Genomic DNA, 17,414 nt, shown 5'->3' with positions numbered 1-17,414 from the left:
GACTAAAAAACCTGAGCCCGGTGGAATACCGGACTCAGGTCCTAAAGGTCGCCTGACAAATTATTTATTGTCTAACTTTTTTGGTTCAGTTCACAGACTCAAAGGGGTTTTATCTGTTGCTTCAAATTATTCGATGGCTTCTTTTAATTCTTCTTCCATATCGTCAAATGTATCTTGAACCGATTCAACCGGTTGCTTCGTCAAGAGGCTGACAACGACAGTAAAGAGTAAGCTGGTAAAGAAACCGGGTACCATTTCGTACAATGTATCGCTGAGTCCGAGCTGTACCCAGGCAATAACCGTAATGGCACCGGATAACATACCGGCAAGTGCTCCTTGTTTCGTCATCCGTTTCCAATAGAGCGAAAGCAGAATGATTGGACCAAAGGCCGAACCAAAACCGGCCCATGCATAACCGACGAGTGATAAAATCGTAGCTGACGGGTTCCAGGCTAATATGGAACCGATGACAGCGATGACTAGGACGGCAATACGTCCTGTTAAGACTAACTGTTTATCCGTCGCTTTTTTGTTTAAGAACGTTTTATAAAAATCTTCTGTTAAGGCACTTGATGTGACGAGCAACTGGGACGAAATCGTCGACATGATTGCAGCAAGAATCGCTGCCATCAGGAATCCAGTGATATACGGGTGGAACAGGACGTCAGAGAAGCGGATAAAGACCGTCTCCGGATCACCTAGACCGTTGCCTTGTCCTTCAAAGTAAGCAATTCCGACAAGTCCTGTCATCATGGCACCAAGAATCGAGATAAACATCCAACCGATGCCGATCCGACGTGCATTTTTCAAGTCTTTGACTGAACGAATGGCCATAAAACGAACAATGATGTGCGGTTGTCCGAAGTAACCAAGTCCCCATGCGAGGAATCCGATGATTCCGAGGAATGTCGTTCCTTTCAATGGATCAAACAAAGTAGGGTCTAAGTTTTCAGCGTAGCTGTAGGCCCCGTCAATCCCGCCGACATCTGTCAACGCGACGACTGGTACTAGAACAAGCGCGATGAACATGATACAACCCTGGACGAAGTCGGTCCAACTGACTGCGAGAAAACCGCCAAACAATGTGTAGGCGACAACGACCGCAATCGTCAAGAGCATACCATAGTGGTAATCAAAGCCGAATGAGCTTTCAAACAATTTCCCGCCGGATACGATACCAGCTGATGTGTAGAACGTGAAGAATACGATAATGACGACTGCTGAAACCGTCCGTAAGACACGTGATGTATCTTTGAAACGATTTTCTAAGAAATCGGGAATCGTAATCGAGTCATTTGCCATTTCCGTGTAGAGACGAAAACGTGGCGCTAAAATCAGGTAGTTCACGTAACATCCGATCAGTAATCCTAAAGCAAGCCATAAAGCGGATACGCCAGTGGCATACATGGCACCAGGTAATCCCATCAACATCCAACCACTCATGTCGGATGCTCCGGCGGATAGAGCCGTAACACCGGGTCCTAAATCCCGACCGCCTAACATATAATCTTCTGTGTTTGTCGTTCGCTTGTAGGCAATGTAACCGATAGCAAGCATCATGACCAGATACAAGCTGATAGAAATCCATTCTTGCGTCATAACAATAAATCCTCCAATTTCAACTTTTTTTGCGCTGTTCATATCTTCGTCAAAATAAGCACAATCGATTTGTTCCCCACGTTACAAGGTCTAAAACAACAACGCAAGTCTTCACAAAGTCGTTAAAAGCGGCGTCAGCCCTCGTCCATCAAGGGGTTGGGACGGTTTTCGTCCCTGTTAAAGTTTAAACTTTCTGAATTCAGTCTTATGAACGTAACATGAAAGAAAAACCGTTGAAATAAATAACGGTGTAAAAAACGATACAATAGGAGCTTTGTTTGCATGAAAAAACGATTCAAATGACGTGAAAGTCACTTGAATCGCGGGGTTCATCACTCTTAATCCGTAAAGACAATCGCTTCATAAGCCGTTCGAAGACGATTAAGTGCCTCGTCCAATTGACTCCGCGGGCATCCGAAGTTCAATCGCTCGAAGGCTGAAGCATTTTTTCCGAATGGTTGTCCGTGCGTCAAGGCGAGACCGGCCTGTTCCACTAACCAGTCCGCCCGTTCTTTCGAATCAAACGGAAGAGCACGGCAGTCAATCCAAAGCAGGAAGGTCGCGTCCGGCGCAACGACGGTGAGACGTGGCATTTCTGTTTGAATCCGCTTGACGGCATGGTTCCGGTTCTCCTCAAGATAAAGCAGCAATTCCCGTAACCACGATTCACTTTCGGGATCGGTATAAGCAGCAATGATGGCCGTTGCTGCAAAAGCATTCGGATGGACAAAGTTTGCCTGCTGTACCTGCTCGATTTTGAGCCGCAAGTCGGCACTCGGTACGATCAGATAAGACGCATACAGCCCCGGGATATTAAATGTTTTAGACGGGGCACTGACTAATATCACCTGATCATAATCAAAGGCAATGATCGGATGATGGATCGCTTCGGAAAACAGCAGGTCTGCATGGATTTCGTCCGATAAAACAAAGACACCATACTGTTTAGCGAGTGTAACGAGCCGTTGCAATTCATCGTAACTGAATACACGGCCGGTTGGATTATGCGGATTACATAAAATAATCATGCGGGCGGTCTTCATTTGCTGTTCCAGCATGGAAAAGTCGATCTCATACCGGTCATTTTGCAATTGGAGCGGATTTTCAATTAAACGTCGTCCATTTGCTTCAATGATATGATGGAAAGGCGGATAGACCGGAGTCTGGATGATGATTTCGTCGTTTTCCTCGGTCAAGGCCAGTACACTGTGTGCGAGGGCGGGCACAACACCGTTCGAATAAAGAATCGTCGCCGGATCCACCGATTGATTGTAACGTTTTTCAAACCAATGCTGAATCGCGTGTTTTGCTTCTTCTTCAAACAGGGAATAGCCGAAATTGCCGCTTGCAGCCCGTCTTGTCAAGGCTTTCGTAATGGAGTCGGCTGGGCGGACGTCCATATCCGCAACCCACATCGGAATTAGTTCATCCGATCCGAACAACTGTTTCAAACCATCCCATTTGACGGAACCGGTTTGTCTTTTTTCCAAAATTTCATCGAACATATGCTCATTCATTCTGATCAGTCCTTTCTCTAAAAAAGTTACCATATCTTCACAGTACCGAATGCCTCTTATTTCGGCAAGCTGGAAAAATAGAGGTTTTAAAAAATGAGCCCATGGGAAAACTCAATATCGTACACAAAAAAAAGGACGGGGTGGATTTTATGTTACATTCAAAAGTGTTAGTAGGACGATCACCAGAAGAACTCGAAGAACGACTTAACCAATTCTTTGAGGAAAACGGTGTCGGTTCAAATTCAATCATCACACTCAAATTCTCGACATTCGTCGCATCGAAAGCGGATGAACATTATTCTGTGTTGATTGTCTTTGATAACTCATTAACTAAAACAGTCCTTTAATGTATCATCAAAACGGTTAGGGGAAAGGGTTCCTCTAACCGCTTTTTTTCTATATTTGTGAAAAAGTTGAATTTCATATTGGGTTACGTTATACTAATATTAGAAAAAACAGGCTTCCGTAGGTTAATGGCAGACCTCAGCAATGGTAATGCTGGAGTGCGAGTTCGATTCTCGCCGGAAGCATCAAAATAAACAGGTCTTCCGTCACAAGTCAATCACTTGAACGGGAGGCCTGTTTTTTTGTCCAGAACAGGAACAGATTGTGAAGGAGACATCCATGAATCAATTAAATGTTTCGATTGGTAACGAAATCAAACGGATCCGGCAAGAGCGGAATTGGACACAATCCGAACTATGTCAGGGAATTTGCAGTCAGGCAGAAATCAGTAAAATCGAGAATGGACGCAACTCACCCACGGTTGATTTGTTGCAACAAATTGCAGAACGTCTTAAAATACCAATCTCTTTCTTGTTCGAAAATCAGAAGCAAGAAGAAAGTGTAAAAAAATTAGACCATACATTGCTTCGATTGACTAGAGAAGGAAATTATGAGCAGATTCGATCGTACAAAATGATTACTGAAGATAGATTTGAAGAGACAATTTTGTTGTTGAAATATTATCAAATCATCAGTGACTATCGCTTAAACAATTTTGATCATAGGACAACATCCGTCCAACTTTCTCGATTAATTGAACAGAATGACATTAAATATAGTTATCCGGATTTATATTTAAGAACAAAAATGGGAATAGCAATTCTATACGCAGAAAATCAGGAGTATAAACAAGCTGAAAAACTATATAAAGAGTTAGAAGAGACTCACTTTGATTTTAGTAATGAAAAAGTAGTAGGTCAGCAATTGAAAATCACTTATAATCATGCGAAACTGTTGTTTAAAATGGGAGACTTAGAAAAAAGTTTAACTGTTACATTAAAAGGTATTCGTTATAGTGTACTGCTAACAGATACTTCTTACATTGCACACTTTTATTATCAACTGGGTGAAGTTTTAGAAGAAATGTACGGGGATAATAAGGAAACGTGTCAAAGCTATGTCATTGCATATGAATTATTTAAAGCATTTCATATGAATCGATATGCTAATACCGTTAAAAAAAGTAAAACAAAATTTTTGTGACGAAATAAACTATGATGAATACTGACTAAAAGGGCTGTTTATTACATGACTTCACTCTCTAACTTGATCGGAAATCAATTAAGACGAATCCGGCTTGAACAACGATTTACTCAACAAGAAGTTTGTCAAAATATTTGTAGCCAAGCGGAATTAAGTAAAATTGAGCAAGGAAAAGTATCTCCAACAATCGAAACGATTCAAAAAATCGCAAATCGATTAAATATTTCGATTCTACAATTATTTGAGGAAGACACGCAAATGATGTTATTCCAAGAATATGATTATGAATGGACAAAACTCTATCGTAGTCAAAAATTTGATGACCTTATTGGTTCTGTTAAAGAAATTTTTAATACAAAGATAAATACGTCGATATATCTACTTGCTAAATATTTTGAACTGATTGGATTAGAAGGCAGAAAATCAATAGATTACCGATCGTGTATTTCAGAATTATCCTTTTTAACAGACCAGGAAGAAGTATGGTATGAGTCACCTCTAATGTATGTAAGAATTAAATTAGCTATCGCAAACTATTATTATTTGAATGATCAGTTTGTGCACTCAAGAAAAATTTACGAAACATTACTAGCGATGGACTATAATACGGAAGAATTAAAAAGCTTACGAATTAAAATACTGTATAATCATGCGCAACAATTATTTTTTCAAGGATACTATCGAGACGGAATGATAGTCACAGAATCAGGAATTTCTGAGAGTATAGAACGAAAAAATTCTTCTTTTTTAGGACACTTTTATTATCAACGTGCAAATTTCAAAGAAAAATTAAATTTTGATCTTCAAACAGTAAAAGAGGACTATTCCATGTCGTATACTTTGTTCACTGCACTTAATTTGGATCGTTACGTTGAGATTGTAGAAAAAGGAAGAAATGAGTATTTATTGTTTAAGTTCTTATGAGGTTTAATCAAGGGAGACAATTAATGAATTCACTACCGGTATCGATTGGAAATGAAATCAAACAGATTCGTAAAGAAAAAAGAATGACACAAAAAGAATTGTGCGACGGGATATGTAGCCAGGCAGAAATCAGTAAGGTTGAAAATGGGCGTAACTCGCCAACGATTGATTTATTACAACAAATTGCGAAACGATTACGTGTACCCCTGTCAATGTTATTTCGTGATCAATATAAAAGTGAAGAATTCCGTGAATGTGACCGACTCCTTACCGGCTTGTTTCGAAGCCAGCAGTTTGATGAGTTAATAAATCAAACTGAGAAAATAAAAAGTCAGTCAACAAACAAGGAAATATTACTGTTGTTGGAGTATTTTGAAATTATTTGTAGTGAGAGAACTCAAAAAATAGATTTTCGATCAAGCATTTCTCGATTAGTGCATTTAACGGATACAGAAGAAGTTTGGTTCGAATCACCTCAAATGTATCTGCGAATCAAGATGGCAATTGCTAATTTTTACTTTGAAAACAAACAATTTGTTCACTCGGAAAGTGTTTTTGAAGACGTCTTAAGTCTGAAATTTGATACAATTGAATTAAAGAAAGCTAGAATTAAAATTATTTACAACCATGCTCAGCAACTGTCATTTCAAAAGAATTATGAAAAAGGTCTTCAAGTAGTAGCGACTGGAATCCAGGAAAGTCTTGCATTGGATGATGCTTCATTTTTAGGACATTTTTATTTTCAGCGCGGCTATTTCACTAAAAAAACAAATGGTAATATAAATGATGTTAAGCGAGATTTTACACTTTCCTATAGTCTGTTTAAAGCCTTTGAGATGCCAAGCTATGAACAGCTTGTCATAGATAGCCACGAAAAGTTTTTACTCTACAGATTTTAAAATGTTTCCCCGGCCTTCTCACATGCGGAGAGGGCTTTTTTAGTGAGTTCATCCGCGCGGTCCGGATATTGTTGGTGGCCTTCCAAAATGATCGTTTGAACATCTTCAATGCCGAAGAAACGGAGTATGTCGAGCATGTAACGAACGGCATGTTCGGAGTCCGCTTTATCGGATGTCGAATAGTCACCGCCGCGTGAATGCAGCAACAACACTTGTTTTCCTTTCACCAATCCGATCGATCCTTCTGCCGTATAACGGAATGTCTGACCGGCTTGCGCCAGATAGTCCATATAGTTATGGAGGGGAGCCGGAACGGTCAAGTTCCACATCGGGAAAGAGAAGACGATTTTGTCCGAGTCGAGAAATCCGGTCAGGTATTCTTGTAATTTTCCGATCGGAACATCGTCATCGGCATCTACCGATTCCCCGCGAAACAGTTTAGCGGCAGCGGAAGCGAGGCGTAAATCAAAAAAAGGTAACCGTTCCTCAAATAAATTGAGAACGACGATTTCGTCCTCCGGATGATGTGTCCGGTAGCTTGAAAGAAAGGCTTCATTCATATGGGAGCTGATCCCTTTCTTTTGATGGGTACTGTCATTGGCTTCGATAAATAAAAGACGGCTCATGATTTAACACTCCTTTCAATCTTTATTAGTCAATTACCCGAATGAAGACTTCTTTAGACGTGAGGAATTAAAACCAAATCAATGGAGGAATTAGGTTTTAATTCCAACTCGATAAGGAAAAGAAGAGGACGAAGTCACGGGAAGGAGAGAAGATTATGAAGGCACATGAACGTCCTTCATCGACGAATTTTTACTACCATCGCGAAGTAAACGCCAATTACCAGCTGTTCGGAATGATTATTTTTGTGCTGACTAGCTGTGGTTCCATTTTATATATCTTCTCGAGCAACATCAGTTCGTCTGGATTGCAGTGGTCTGAAGTGTGGCGTGCTTTTTTGATTTTTATTGTGGGTGGTGTACAGTTTCTGATTGGGAAAAGCAGTCTTAGCGACCGATGGAAACCGCATATGATGTCGAGTGTCTTCTTATTGATCCCGTTCATCAACTATCCGTATATAAACAATGGGGCACAGACTGTGTGGGCCGCATCGTTGTTATTTGTATTGGCCTCCCTGGTCGTCATTAACCGGACGATGTTACTGTATGCGACGGCAATCAGCGTTTTATCACTCCTGTACGTCTGGTTAAAAGCACCGGCAGGCATGTCAAACTTCAGTTCAACGGATCATATCGCACGGATCGGACTGATTTTGATTGCTACACTGATCAGTCTGTTGATTCATAGACAGTATGTTTCACGGCTGGAACGAAACATCGACTACTTAGCTCGATTGAAGGAACAAGCATTTTTTGATTCGGTCACGGAACTGGCGAACCGGTCTTTTTTTGTGATTGAAACGGAAAAAAAAGCGGTCGCGGGAGATATCATCTGTCTGATTGATTTGGATGATTTCAAGACAGTCAATGATGCATTCGGTTACCGAACGGGAGACCGGACGTTGCATATCATCGGAAAACGGTTGATGACGCGTTTTTCCGATTGTATCGTCGCTAAAGCGAGTGGAAGTGCCTTTTTATTACATGCGACGTCCGCGCAACCGGATCAGTTATGCGATGAGATTTTAGCCAGTATTTCTGAACGTGTCCAAATCGATTTTAAGCAAATTAATGTAACGGCAAGCATCGGGGTGTCATTCGTTAACGGGGAATCGATTGATCATGTCATCAATGATGCCGAGATTGCTTTATTTACAGCAAAGTCAAATCGTAAAAATACGTTTGCGATCACGGATCAGGTGACTCAAAATGAACGCAAACGAGCCATGCAACTGACACGTGATCTGTATGATGCTGATCTTGACCGGGACTTTTTCGTATTGTTTCAACCGCAAGTCAGCGCAACTAATCACTGCATCACGGGTGCAGAAGCACTAGTCCGGTGGAATCATCCGAAATACGGGTTGATTTCTCCGCTGGAATTCATTCCGTTGGCAGAACGGACACGATTCATCGAAACACTTGGAGGATGGGTAATGCGTAAAGCCTGCCTGCAAGGTCAGCAATGGTTGGAACAAGGACGAAAACCAATCACGATTGCCGTTAATGTCTCGCCTTCGCAGTTGCGTCAAGAAGACTTTACCGAAAAGGTATTGGAGATTTTACGATCAACCGGTTTTCCGCCTTACTTATTGGAAATCGAAATGACAGAACATATTTTTATCGAAGGAATGGCACAAATAATCGAGACATTAAATGAATTGCATCTCCACGGGATCCGGATTGCGCTTGACGATTTTGGAACCGGCTTTTCTTCGATGCAGACGCTCGTCGAATTACCTTTTGATCAGTTAAAAATTCCGAAAGAGATTGTCCGGGCGGCGATTGACTCGGAAGAAAAACGAGCCATCGTCAAGATGATCATTCAATTAGGAGATCGGTTGAAGATGACGATTGTCGCGGAAGGAATCGAAGCGATGGTGGAAGCGGAACTTTTGACAGGGTTAGGGTGCCAGACGCTTCAAGGCTATTTGTTCCATAAACCATTGGAAGCACTATCCGTCGAACCATTGCTCGACCAACAAGCTTGAACTACCTCCACCAACGCTATGCTAAGAGGTGAAGGATTCCTGAGTTATCCGACCTATTGGTCTGAAATTTATCAAGCTAACCCCGTCGTCCCGACGGTTGGATTTTAATCTTGTCAGTTTCTTTTGTGCGGACGCTTACTCTGCTTGGTTTTCGCTACTTCGGTCATCTGCAAGGTGAACGTTGAAGATTTTACGTGACAGACGAACTTCCAGTCACAACCCTATACCTTCAGTTTTCAAAGAACACGACGTATTGTTTTTTTCCTGGTTTTAAGTGTTTTCAAACCGAAAACGTCGGGCAATTGACGTGTCGTAAGACACGCCTTGCCCGAAGGCGATTCATCTCCCACCTACGCTGGGCTTTGTCCGAGACACTTAGAGGTGAGAGTATTCTCGCCTAATTTTGATAAAAAAAGCTCAACCTGTTTTCTACAGACGTCCTCGTGACGAAAGTGAAAAACGGTTGAGCTTTTTTACGTTATAGATAGCGGGCGAAACGCCGTTCGAGCATTTCTTGTCCGGCGGCGATGACGGCACAGATTCCCCAGTAGATGAAGGCGATGACAAAATAAACTGTCATGTAGTCAAACTCCCGTCCGCCGACGATTTTTGCCCGTTGAAAAATCTCCGGCACCGTAATCATGGCAGCGAGCGAAGAGGCTTTTACCAAATCAAGAAGGACATTTGATAACGGGGGGATTGCCAGGCGGACGGCCTGCGGCAAGATAATGCCGACGAACACACGGTATCTGGAAAGCCCGAGCGATTGTGCCGCTTCTTGTTGCCCGCGATCAACGGACAAAAGTGACGAACGAATGATTTCAGCCATATAGGCAGCACTGTTCAGACTGAAACCGGTAATGGCAGCGGTTAAGGCATCGAGTTGAATGTTGATGACCGGTAAACCAAAGTAAAACATGAATAATAAGACGAGAATCGGTACACCGCGCATGAAGGAGATGTAGAGAGTGGCGACTGTCCGTAACAAACGTGATGCAGATAAGCGTGCCAAAGCAAGCAATAAGCCAAGTCCAAGACCAATCAACATGCTGAGTATCGAAATCCAAAGCGTATGACCGAGCCCTCCTAAGATGTAGGGAAACGCTTCTTTTGCTAATTCCGGGTTAAAGACAGACCGCCATTCAATCTCAGAGAAACTGTTCAATTCACGTTGACGAGCGTCGTCTTGACATCAGGCATTTTCGAGACGTCTTTGTTGGCATAAAATGTCTTCGACAATTTGGCGAGCGTGCCGTCTTCTTTCATTTCATCGATTTCAGCATTGATGTTCGACTGTAACTCTTTGTTGTCCAAGTCCATGATGAGTCCGACTTGGCTTGGGTTATAGGCAATATCAGGGTGAATCGTGATGTCGAAATCTTTGAAGAAGTCGACGGCAAGGCTCTGGAGATAATAATCGTTTAAGATGACGTCCGTCCGTCCGTTAGAGACATCACGTAAATATTGATCATTCGTGGCATTATCATATGTGACTTCCTTGGCACCGTATTTCTTGGCCACTTGCATGTACGTTGTCGTCGCTTCTCCAGCTGCTTTTTTCCCTTTTAAATCTTCGAGGGACTTGATGCCGGATAAATCACTTTTACGGACGATCGCTGTCCCGTACGTATATTTGTAAGGTTTAGAGAAGGCAAACTTTCCTTTACGTTCTTCCGTAATCGTAATATCGTTGGCCGCTAAATCCACTTGACCGGTGTTCACACTTGTCAGCATTCCGTCGAAAGACATTTCTTTGAAGGCGACTTTTAAATCAAGACGTTTTGCGATTTCTTTGACGACTTCGACATCAAACCCGGTCAATTTGTTACTTTTTTCTTCGTGGAAAGATGTCGGATAAAGGGTACCTGCTGTTGCAACGGTCAAGGTTCCTTCTTTTTTAATTTTATCGTATGCGGTCATTTGTTTTTCTTCCTGACCACATGCACTAAGGACAAGGGCCGTTCCTGCAATCAAGAGACCCGTCCATTGTACAGAGTTTTTCATTTTAATATTCTCCTTTTCCAAACAAGCACTGATAATTTATTTTCTATTTAAAAATACCACGGAAAAAGGAATTACGGCAAAAATGAACAGCCTCTTAAAAAATATTTTATTCAAAAAAATTATTCATCTATATGTAAGCGTTATCATCACGATGAGGCGGTCTATCAAGGGATGGGAGAACTCAAATTTTGGAAATATACATGGTAGCGAATAAACATAAAAGAGTGTAAAGTATATTTTAACAGAATATACAGAAAATTTAGAACGGTTAGGAGCGTGGTAACATGTCATTTCATCAAATACCGCAGCGGCAAGGACTTTATGATCCGAGACAAGAACACGATGCGTGTGGAATCGGGGTTTATGCTCATCGGACGGGACGAGCCAGTCATGAAATCGTTCAAAACGCCTTGAAGATGTTGTGTCAGATGGAACATCGGGGAGGACAAGGAAGTGATGCGAAAACCGGCGACGGAGCCGGCATCCTCACGCAAATACCAGATCGTCTCTTCCGTCAAGCCTTACGAAATGTCCATCTGCCGCGCAGTGGGGACTACGGGGTCATGATGATGTTTTTACCGCGGGAAGACCGGTTGCGTCAACGGTTGGAACGGGCTTTGGAATCCATCATTTTATCAGAAGGACAACGCTTGATCGAATGGCGGACGGTACCGGTCACGAACACTGTGATTGGAGAAAAAGCCCGTCAAACGGAACCTGTTATCCGGCAATGCTTCATTGAAGCAAACAAAGTGGAAGGACTGGCGTTCGAACGGGCATTGTTCCTGATTCGCCGCTTATTTGAACGGGAAGCGGAGCAGCTTGGCATTGAACAATACGTCTTAAGCAGCTCAAGCGAAACAATCGTTTACAAAGGACTTGTGACAACCGATCAGCTTGGTTTATATTTTGATGATTTACAGGATGAACGGTATCAGTCCGGCTTTGCGATCGTTCACTCGAGATTCAGTACGAACACGTTTCCGAGCTGGAAACGTGCCCATCCAAATCGTTATTTAATCCATAACGGTGAAATCAATACACTACAAGGAAACGTCCGGGCGATGCGGAGCCGTGAAAACGGGTTGGCCAAGACGACGTACGGCCGTCGGGCGAAAGATGTCTTACCGATTTTGGACGAATCGGGCAGCGATTCCTCGATGCTGGATAATGCGTTCGAGTTTTTTTATCTGTCCGGATTGACGCTTGCGGAAACCGCCTTGATGCTAGTACCGGAACCGTTTGAACACGCAGAGGTGCGACCGGCAAAACGGGCCTATTACGAATACCACAGCAGCATGATGGAGCCGTGGGATGGACCGTCGGCGATTGTCTTCACGAATGGGAAACAGATTGGCGCGACACTTGATCGGAATGGTCTGCGACCGGCACGGTATATGATGATGCGGGATGGTCATTTTATGTTGTCTTCCGAATCCGGTGTCTTACCAATTGCGGAACACGATATTTTATTTAAGAAACGGCTTGTTCCGGGAGAGCTGCTACTGCTTGATTTTGCATCCGGTCAATTGATTTCAGATGAAGAGGTTAAGCGTGAACTGGCGATGCGTCATCCGTATGCCGAATGGTTGGCAGAAGAAATGATTGCATTACCGGCAGACGTCAGAACGGAAGAGGTCTCGAATCTCGGAACGTTACAACGTTTATTCGGTTATACACGGGAAGACATCGACCAATATTTGATTCCGCTCGTGGAAGAGAAAAAAGATCCGTTAGGGGCGATGGGAACGGATATCCCGCTCGCTGTCTTAAGTGAACGACCGCAATCCTTGTTCCGCTACTTCAAACAGTTATTCGCACAAGTGACGAATCCGCCGATTGATGCATTGCGGGAACAAATCGTCACGTCGACGATGACCTGGCTTGGTCAGCAAGGGGAATTGTTGACACCGAACCGGCAGAATTGCCGTCGGATTCGTCTCGCCTCACCGGTTCTCACGCCAGCGGAAGCAGCGGCGCTCAAACAGACGAAACTTGCCCACAAGACACTTTCAACGGTGTTTGACGGTCAGCTGGAGGAAGCGCTCGAAGCGTTACTCGAGCAAGCTGTCCATGCGGTCCGGGGAGGCTGTGAACTGTTGATTCTTTCTGACCGGAATGTCCGGCCGGGTGCTGTGCCAATGCCGATTCTGCTTGTCACGAGCGCCATTCATCACCATTTGATCCGGGAAGGGTTACGGACGAAGGCCAGTTTGATCATCGAAGGCGGCGAAGTCCGGGAAGTCCATCATTTTGCCGCCTTAGTCGGATACGGAGCCGATGCCATTCATCCGTATCTCGTCTATGCGACGTTACAGGATGCGGTTGACGAAACGATGCCGGATTATGCCGAACGATATCGGTCGGCAGTGACGGAGGGTGTCGTCAAAGTCATGTCAAAGATGGGCATTTCGACGGTCTTCAGTTATCGGGGTGCTCAAATTTTCGAAGCGGTCGGTATTTCCGAAGAAGTCATCGACCGGTACTTCACGGGAACCGTCTCGCAACTCGACGGTTTGACCTTGGCATTGATTGAACAAGAGGCTCTTCGCCAGCATGAAGAAGGAGTCAAGCGGACACGACTTGAGTCCGGCAGCGTTTTCCGCTATCGCCATGACGGCGAACATCATGCCTTCAACCCGGCAACGATTCATCTGTTGCAACATGCCTGCCGGACCGGCCGATATGACTTGTTCAAAACCTACTCAGACCGCATCCAGGAAGAACCGGCGACGTTTTTACGTCACCTGATGTCTTTCCGAGAAACAACCCCGATTCCGCTTGCCGAAGTGGAACCGGTCAGTGAAATCGTCAAATATTTCAAGACGGGAGCGATGTCTTACGGCTCGTTGTCGAAAGAAGCGCACGAGACGTTAGCCATCGCGATGAACCGGCTCGGCGGTAAAAGTAACAGCGGTGAGGGCGGCGAAGAAGAGGAACGATACCAGTTAGATGAAAACGGGGATTCCCGGATGAGCCGGATCAAACAGATTGCATCCGGACGATTCGGTGTCACGAGTGACTACCTTGTTCATGCCGACGAATTGCAAATTAAGGTGGCGCAAGGGGCGAAGCCGGGAGAAGGCGGACAGCTGCCGGGTGAAAAAGTTTATCCGTGGATTGCGCGTGTCCGTGCCTCGACACCGGGTGTCGGATTGATTTCACCTCCGCCGCACCATGATATTTATTCAATCGAGGATTTGGCGCAGCTGATTCATGACTTGAAACGCGCGAATGACCGGGCGCGGATCAGTGTCAAACTGGTCGCAAAAGGCGGTGTCGGAACGATTGCTGCCGGCGTCGCCAAAGGACTGGCCGATGTCATCGTCATCAGCGGTCATGACGGGGGAACCGGTGCTTCACCGAAGACCAGCATTCAGCATACGGGATTACCGTGGGAACTGGGCTTGGCCGAAACCCATCAAACACTGGCCTTAAACGGATTACGGGACCGTGTCGTTTTGGAAACGGACGGAAAGTTATTGACGGGACGCGATGTCGTCATCGCTGCGATGCTCGGTGCCAATGAATACGGCTTTGCAACGGCACCGTTAATTGCCGTCGGTTGCATCATGATGCGGGCCTGCCATCTCGATACATGTCCGGTCGGCGTGGCAACACAAGATCCAAAGCTTCGTGAGAAATTTACAGGGTCAGCGGATCATGTCGTTCACTTCATGGAATTTGTCGCCGAAGAAGTCCGCGAATATTTAGCGCAACTCGGTGTAAGACGGTTAGCCGATTTAGTCGGCCGGACGGATCTGTTGCAATCATCGGACCGGTTAAAGACGCACTGGAAAGCAGCCAGTCTCGATTTATCCCGCCTGTTCGTCATGCCGGGATATTCACCCGAAAACCGGCAGTACCAGGAGCATCACGTCTCAGCTTCTTTTGACGGGCGTGAACTGGAAACGCTCATCACGGATCAATCGTTTACAGAACAACAAACCTTTACCTTCCCGGTCACCAATACGGACCGGGCAATCGGAACGAATACCGGATCCCGTTTGACACGGCTGTATGGAGCGATGGGGCTTCCGACGGATCGGTTAACGCTCAATCTGACGGGTTCAGCCGGTCAAAGTCTTGGTGCATATATCCCGCGTGGTATGACATTAAATGTGTCGGGAGATGCCAACGATTATGTCGGTAAAGGATTATCCGGCGGGGTCATTGCCGTGCGCCCGCAGGCAAAATCCAGTTTCGTCTCCTCGGATCAGGTCATCATCGGAAATGTGGCACTGTACGGGGCAACGAGTGGAGAGCTTTACGTCAACGGTCAGGCCGGGGAACGATTCGCTGTCCGGAACAGCGGAGCGACAGCAGTCGTCGAAGGAATCGGCAACCACGGTCTCGAGTATATGACGGGCGGAAGTGTCGTCATATTAGGAGATGTCGGACTGAACTTTGCCGCCGGAATGTCCGGCGGCGTCGCGTACGTCTTACCGAAAGATGTCACCCGTTTTGAGGCCCGGATCAACCGGGAGCTTGTCGTAACGGGAGCCGTTTCGGACCCTGAAGAGGCAACCCGCTTAAAAACATTCATCGAGCGGCATGTCGCCCGGACGAACAGTGAACAAGGTCATGCGATTTTAGCAAACTGGGATCATGTCCTCAGCTCATTCATTCGTGTCATTCCGTCGACATATCAAGCGGTGACGACTTTAATGGCGGGATATGCGCAACAGGGACACAATACGGAAGAAGCGATGCTGTTGGCATTTGAAACGCATATCGGACGCGGAACAGGAGGGAAACAATGAAGAGACGGGATCAATTCATGAACGTTCCCCGCCAGGCAGGCAAGGAACGTGACAGCAGTGAACGAATTGGTGATTTTAACGAGTATAAAGAACGTTTTTCTGAAACGGAAGCTTCGGAACAGGCGAGCCGTTGTATGGATTGCGGGACACCGTTTTGCCATGTCGGTGAGACGTATAGTCAAGTCAAAATCGGTTGTCCGGTCTACAACTTAATTCCCGAGTGGAACGTACTGGTCGAACAGGGCAACTTCCAGGAAGCCCTTGAACGGCTGCAGGAAACGAATAATTTTCCTGAATTCACGGGCCGGGTCTGTCCCGCGCCCTGTGAAGGATCGTGTACGCTGTCCATCAATGAACCTGCTGTCACCATTAAACAGATCGAACGGACCATTATCGATATCGGTTTTGAGAACGGGTGGGTCCAACCGCGTATTCCGTCAGTCAGAAGCCAGCACCGGATTGCGATTGTCGGTTCTGGTCCGGCAGGCTTAGCGGCAGCCGATCAATTGAATCAAGCAGGGCATCACGTGACCGTCTTTGAACGGGAAGATCAAGTCGGCGGTCTGTTGACGTACGGGATTCCGGCGATGAAGCTTTCAAAAGATATCGTCGCCCGCCGTGTCCGGTTGCTTGAAACGGAAGGCATCACATTTAAAACCGGTGTCACGATTGGTCTTGATGTCTCACTCGATCAACTGGAAGCCGATTACGATGCCGTCATCCTCTGTGTCGGTGCAACCGAGCCCCGCAAAATACCGGACGCACCGGGTCAGGGCGTCGGATACGCGATGGACTATTTGACGAGTGTGACACGGCAACTCCTGACCGGACAATCTTTGATTGACCTGCATGATACACGGGGGAAAGATGTCCTTGTCATCGGAGGCGGAGATACAGGCGCCGACTGTGTGGCGACGGCACTGCGGCAAGGTTGCCACTCCGTCGTTCAGTTCGGCAAACACGAGATGCCGGGCTCAACACGGACAGCGGACAATATGTGGCCGGATACACCGAACCTGTTCACTCTCGATTACGGGTATGAGGAAGCACACGTGCAGTTTGGTCGCGATCCCCGGGAATACTTGATTGCGATCGAGCGTTATACGACGGATGAAGCGGGCCGATTGACCGGTGTCTGGACGATTTATAATGACAAAATCCGTCATGCCGACGGACGGGTGGAGTTTCAGAAGCTTCCCGGAACCGAAAAATATTATCCGGTTGATACAATGTTGATTGCCATCGGCTTCAGCGGCGTCGAGCAGGATGTTCTGCGGCACCTACCGGTTGCGTCACAAAACGGTAAGATTAAAACGATGGCATATGCGACCGACCGACCGGGGGTCTTTGCCGCCGGCGACGCCCGTCGTGGTCAGTCCTTGATTGTTTGGGCGATCCGCGAAGGACGGGAAGTCGCTGAAAAAGTCGAACAACATCTTTTAACCGTGCATAAACAAACCGGGTGACCCGGATTAGACATGGAAAACGTTCGAACCTCCTCAGGCGGGAGATTCGAACGTTTTTTTGATCTGTCAGGAATTTTGGACAAGATTAAAAAAAGAAATTAAATAAACCGGTTTATCATCGCCCCGTTTTTAAGCGCTTT

12 protein-coding genes and 1 tRNA gene are annotated in these 17,414 nt (G+C 45.5%); 8 read left to right on the top strand and 5 right to left on the bottom strand.

The window, feature by feature from the left end:
• Window positions 1-126: 126 nt before the first annotated feature.
• Entirely contained in the window at window positions 127-1,599 is a 1,473-nt protein-coding gene (putP, locus tag ABIC15_RS09400; RefSeq protein ID WP_354020553.1) for a sodium/proline symporter PutP, read from the bottom strand.
• 338 nt (window positions 1,600-1,937) lie between these two features.
• Entirely contained in the window at window positions 1,938-3,116 is a 1,179-nt protein-coding gene (locus ABIC15_RS09395; RefSeq protein WP_354020552.1) for a MalY/PatB family protein, read from the bottom strand.
• 149 nt (window positions 3,117-3,265) lie between these two features.
• Here ABIC15_RS09395 and ABIC15_RS09390 point away from each other — a divergent pair, with 149 nt between their 5' ends.
• The 5 genes from ABIC15_RS09390 to ABIC15_RS09370 all read left to right on the top strand — a co-directional run bounded on the left by ABIC15_RS09390 (window position 3,266) and on the right by ABIC15_RS09370 (window position 6,427).
• Window positions 3,266-3,463 (top strand): hypothetical protein, encoded by a 198-nt coding sequence (locus ABIC15_RS09390; RefSeq protein WP_012370601.1) that lies wholly within the window; start codon window positions 3,266-3,268, stop codon window positions 3,461-3,463.
• Window positions 3,464-3,575: 112 nt separating this feature from the next.
• Window positions 3,576-3,646, top strand: a tRNA-Thr gene (locus tag ABIC15_RS09385).
• A 94-nt stretch (window positions 3,647-3,740) separates the two neighbouring features.
• Window positions 3,741-4,604, top strand: a complete 864-nt coding sequence (locus ABIC15_RS09380; RefSeq protein ID WP_354020551.1) for a helix-turn-helix domain-containing protein — start codon at window positions 3,741-3,743, stop codon at window positions 4,602-4,604.
• 45 nt (window positions 4,605-4,649) lie between these two features.
• A complete protein-coding gene (locus tag ABIC15_RS09375) occupies window positions 4,650-5,528 on the top strand; it encodes a helix-turn-helix domain-containing protein (RefSeq protein ID WP_214764563.1) in 879 nt (292 codons plus the stop codon).
• A gap of 23 nt (window positions 5,529-5,551) precedes the next feature.
• Window positions 5,552-6,427 (top strand): helix-turn-helix domain-containing protein, encoded by an 876-nt coding sequence (locus ABIC15_RS09370; protein WP_354020550.1) that lies wholly within the window; start codon window positions 5,552-5,554, stop codon window positions 6,425-6,427.
• Here ABIC15_RS09370 and ABIC15_RS09365 read toward each other — a convergent pair.
• Window positions 6,424-7,053, bottom strand: coding sequence for an FMN-dependent NADH-azoreductase (locus ABIC15_RS09365; RefSeq protein WP_214764578.1), 630 nt, complete (start codon window positions 7,051-7,053; stop codon window positions 6,424-6,426). The genes ABIC15_RS09370 and ABIC15_RS09365 overlap by 4 nt on opposite strands.
• A 155-nt stretch (window positions 7,054-7,208) precedes the next feature.
• On the opposite strand from ABIC15_RS09365, the gene ABIC15_RS09360 reads away from it, so the two are divergent.
• Complete coding sequence (locus tag ABIC15_RS09360; RefSeq protein WP_354020549.1) at window positions 7,209-9,041, top strand: putative bifunctional diguanylate cyclase/phosphodiesterase; 1,833 nt, start codon at window positions 7,209-7,211, stop codon at window positions 9,039-9,041.
• A gap of 478 nt (window positions 9,042-9,519) precedes the next feature.
• Here the strand turns inward: ABIC15_RS09360 and ABIC15_RS09355 are convergent, their stop codons facing one another.
• Both ABIC15_RS09355 and ABIC15_RS09350 read right to left on the bottom strand, forming a co-directional pair.
• Entirely contained in the window at window positions 9,520-10,206 is a 687-nt protein-coding gene (locus ABIC15_RS09355; protein WP_354020548.1) for an amino acid ABC transporter permease, read from the bottom strand.
• Entirely contained in the window at window positions 10,203-11,045 is an 843-nt protein-coding gene (locus tag ABIC15_RS09350; RefSeq protein WP_354020547.1) for a transporter substrate-binding domain-containing protein, read from the bottom strand. Before ABIC15_RS09350 ends, ABIC15_RS09355 begins: the two co-directional genes overlap by 4 nt.
• Before the next feature lie 284 nt (window positions 11,046-11,329).
• Between ABIC15_RS09350 and gltB the strand changes: the two genes are divergently transcribed.
• Window positions 11,330-15,808: a glutamate synthase large subunit gene (gltB, locus tag ABIC15_RS09345; RefSeq protein ID WP_354020546.1), complete on the top strand. Its 4,479-nt coding sequence runs from the start codon at window positions 11,330-11,332 to the stop codon at window positions 15,806-15,808.
• Window positions 15,805-17,274, top strand: a complete 1,470-nt coding sequence (locus ABIC15_RS09340; protein ID WP_354020545.1) for a glutamate synthase subunit beta — start codon at window positions 15,805-15,807, stop codon at window positions 17,272-17,274. Before gltB ends, ABIC15_RS09340 begins: the two co-directional genes overlap by 4 nt.
• Window positions 17,275-17,414 lie beyond the last annotated feature (140 nt).

It is taken from the genome of Exiguobacterium sp. PvP048, from assembly GCF_040549175.1.
Classification (GTDB): domain Bacteria; phylum Bacillota; class Bacilli; order Exiguobacteriales; family Exiguobacteriaceae; genus Exiguobacterium_A; species Exiguobacterium_A artemiae.
This window is presented reverse-complemented; position numbering and strand designations above follow the sequence as displayed.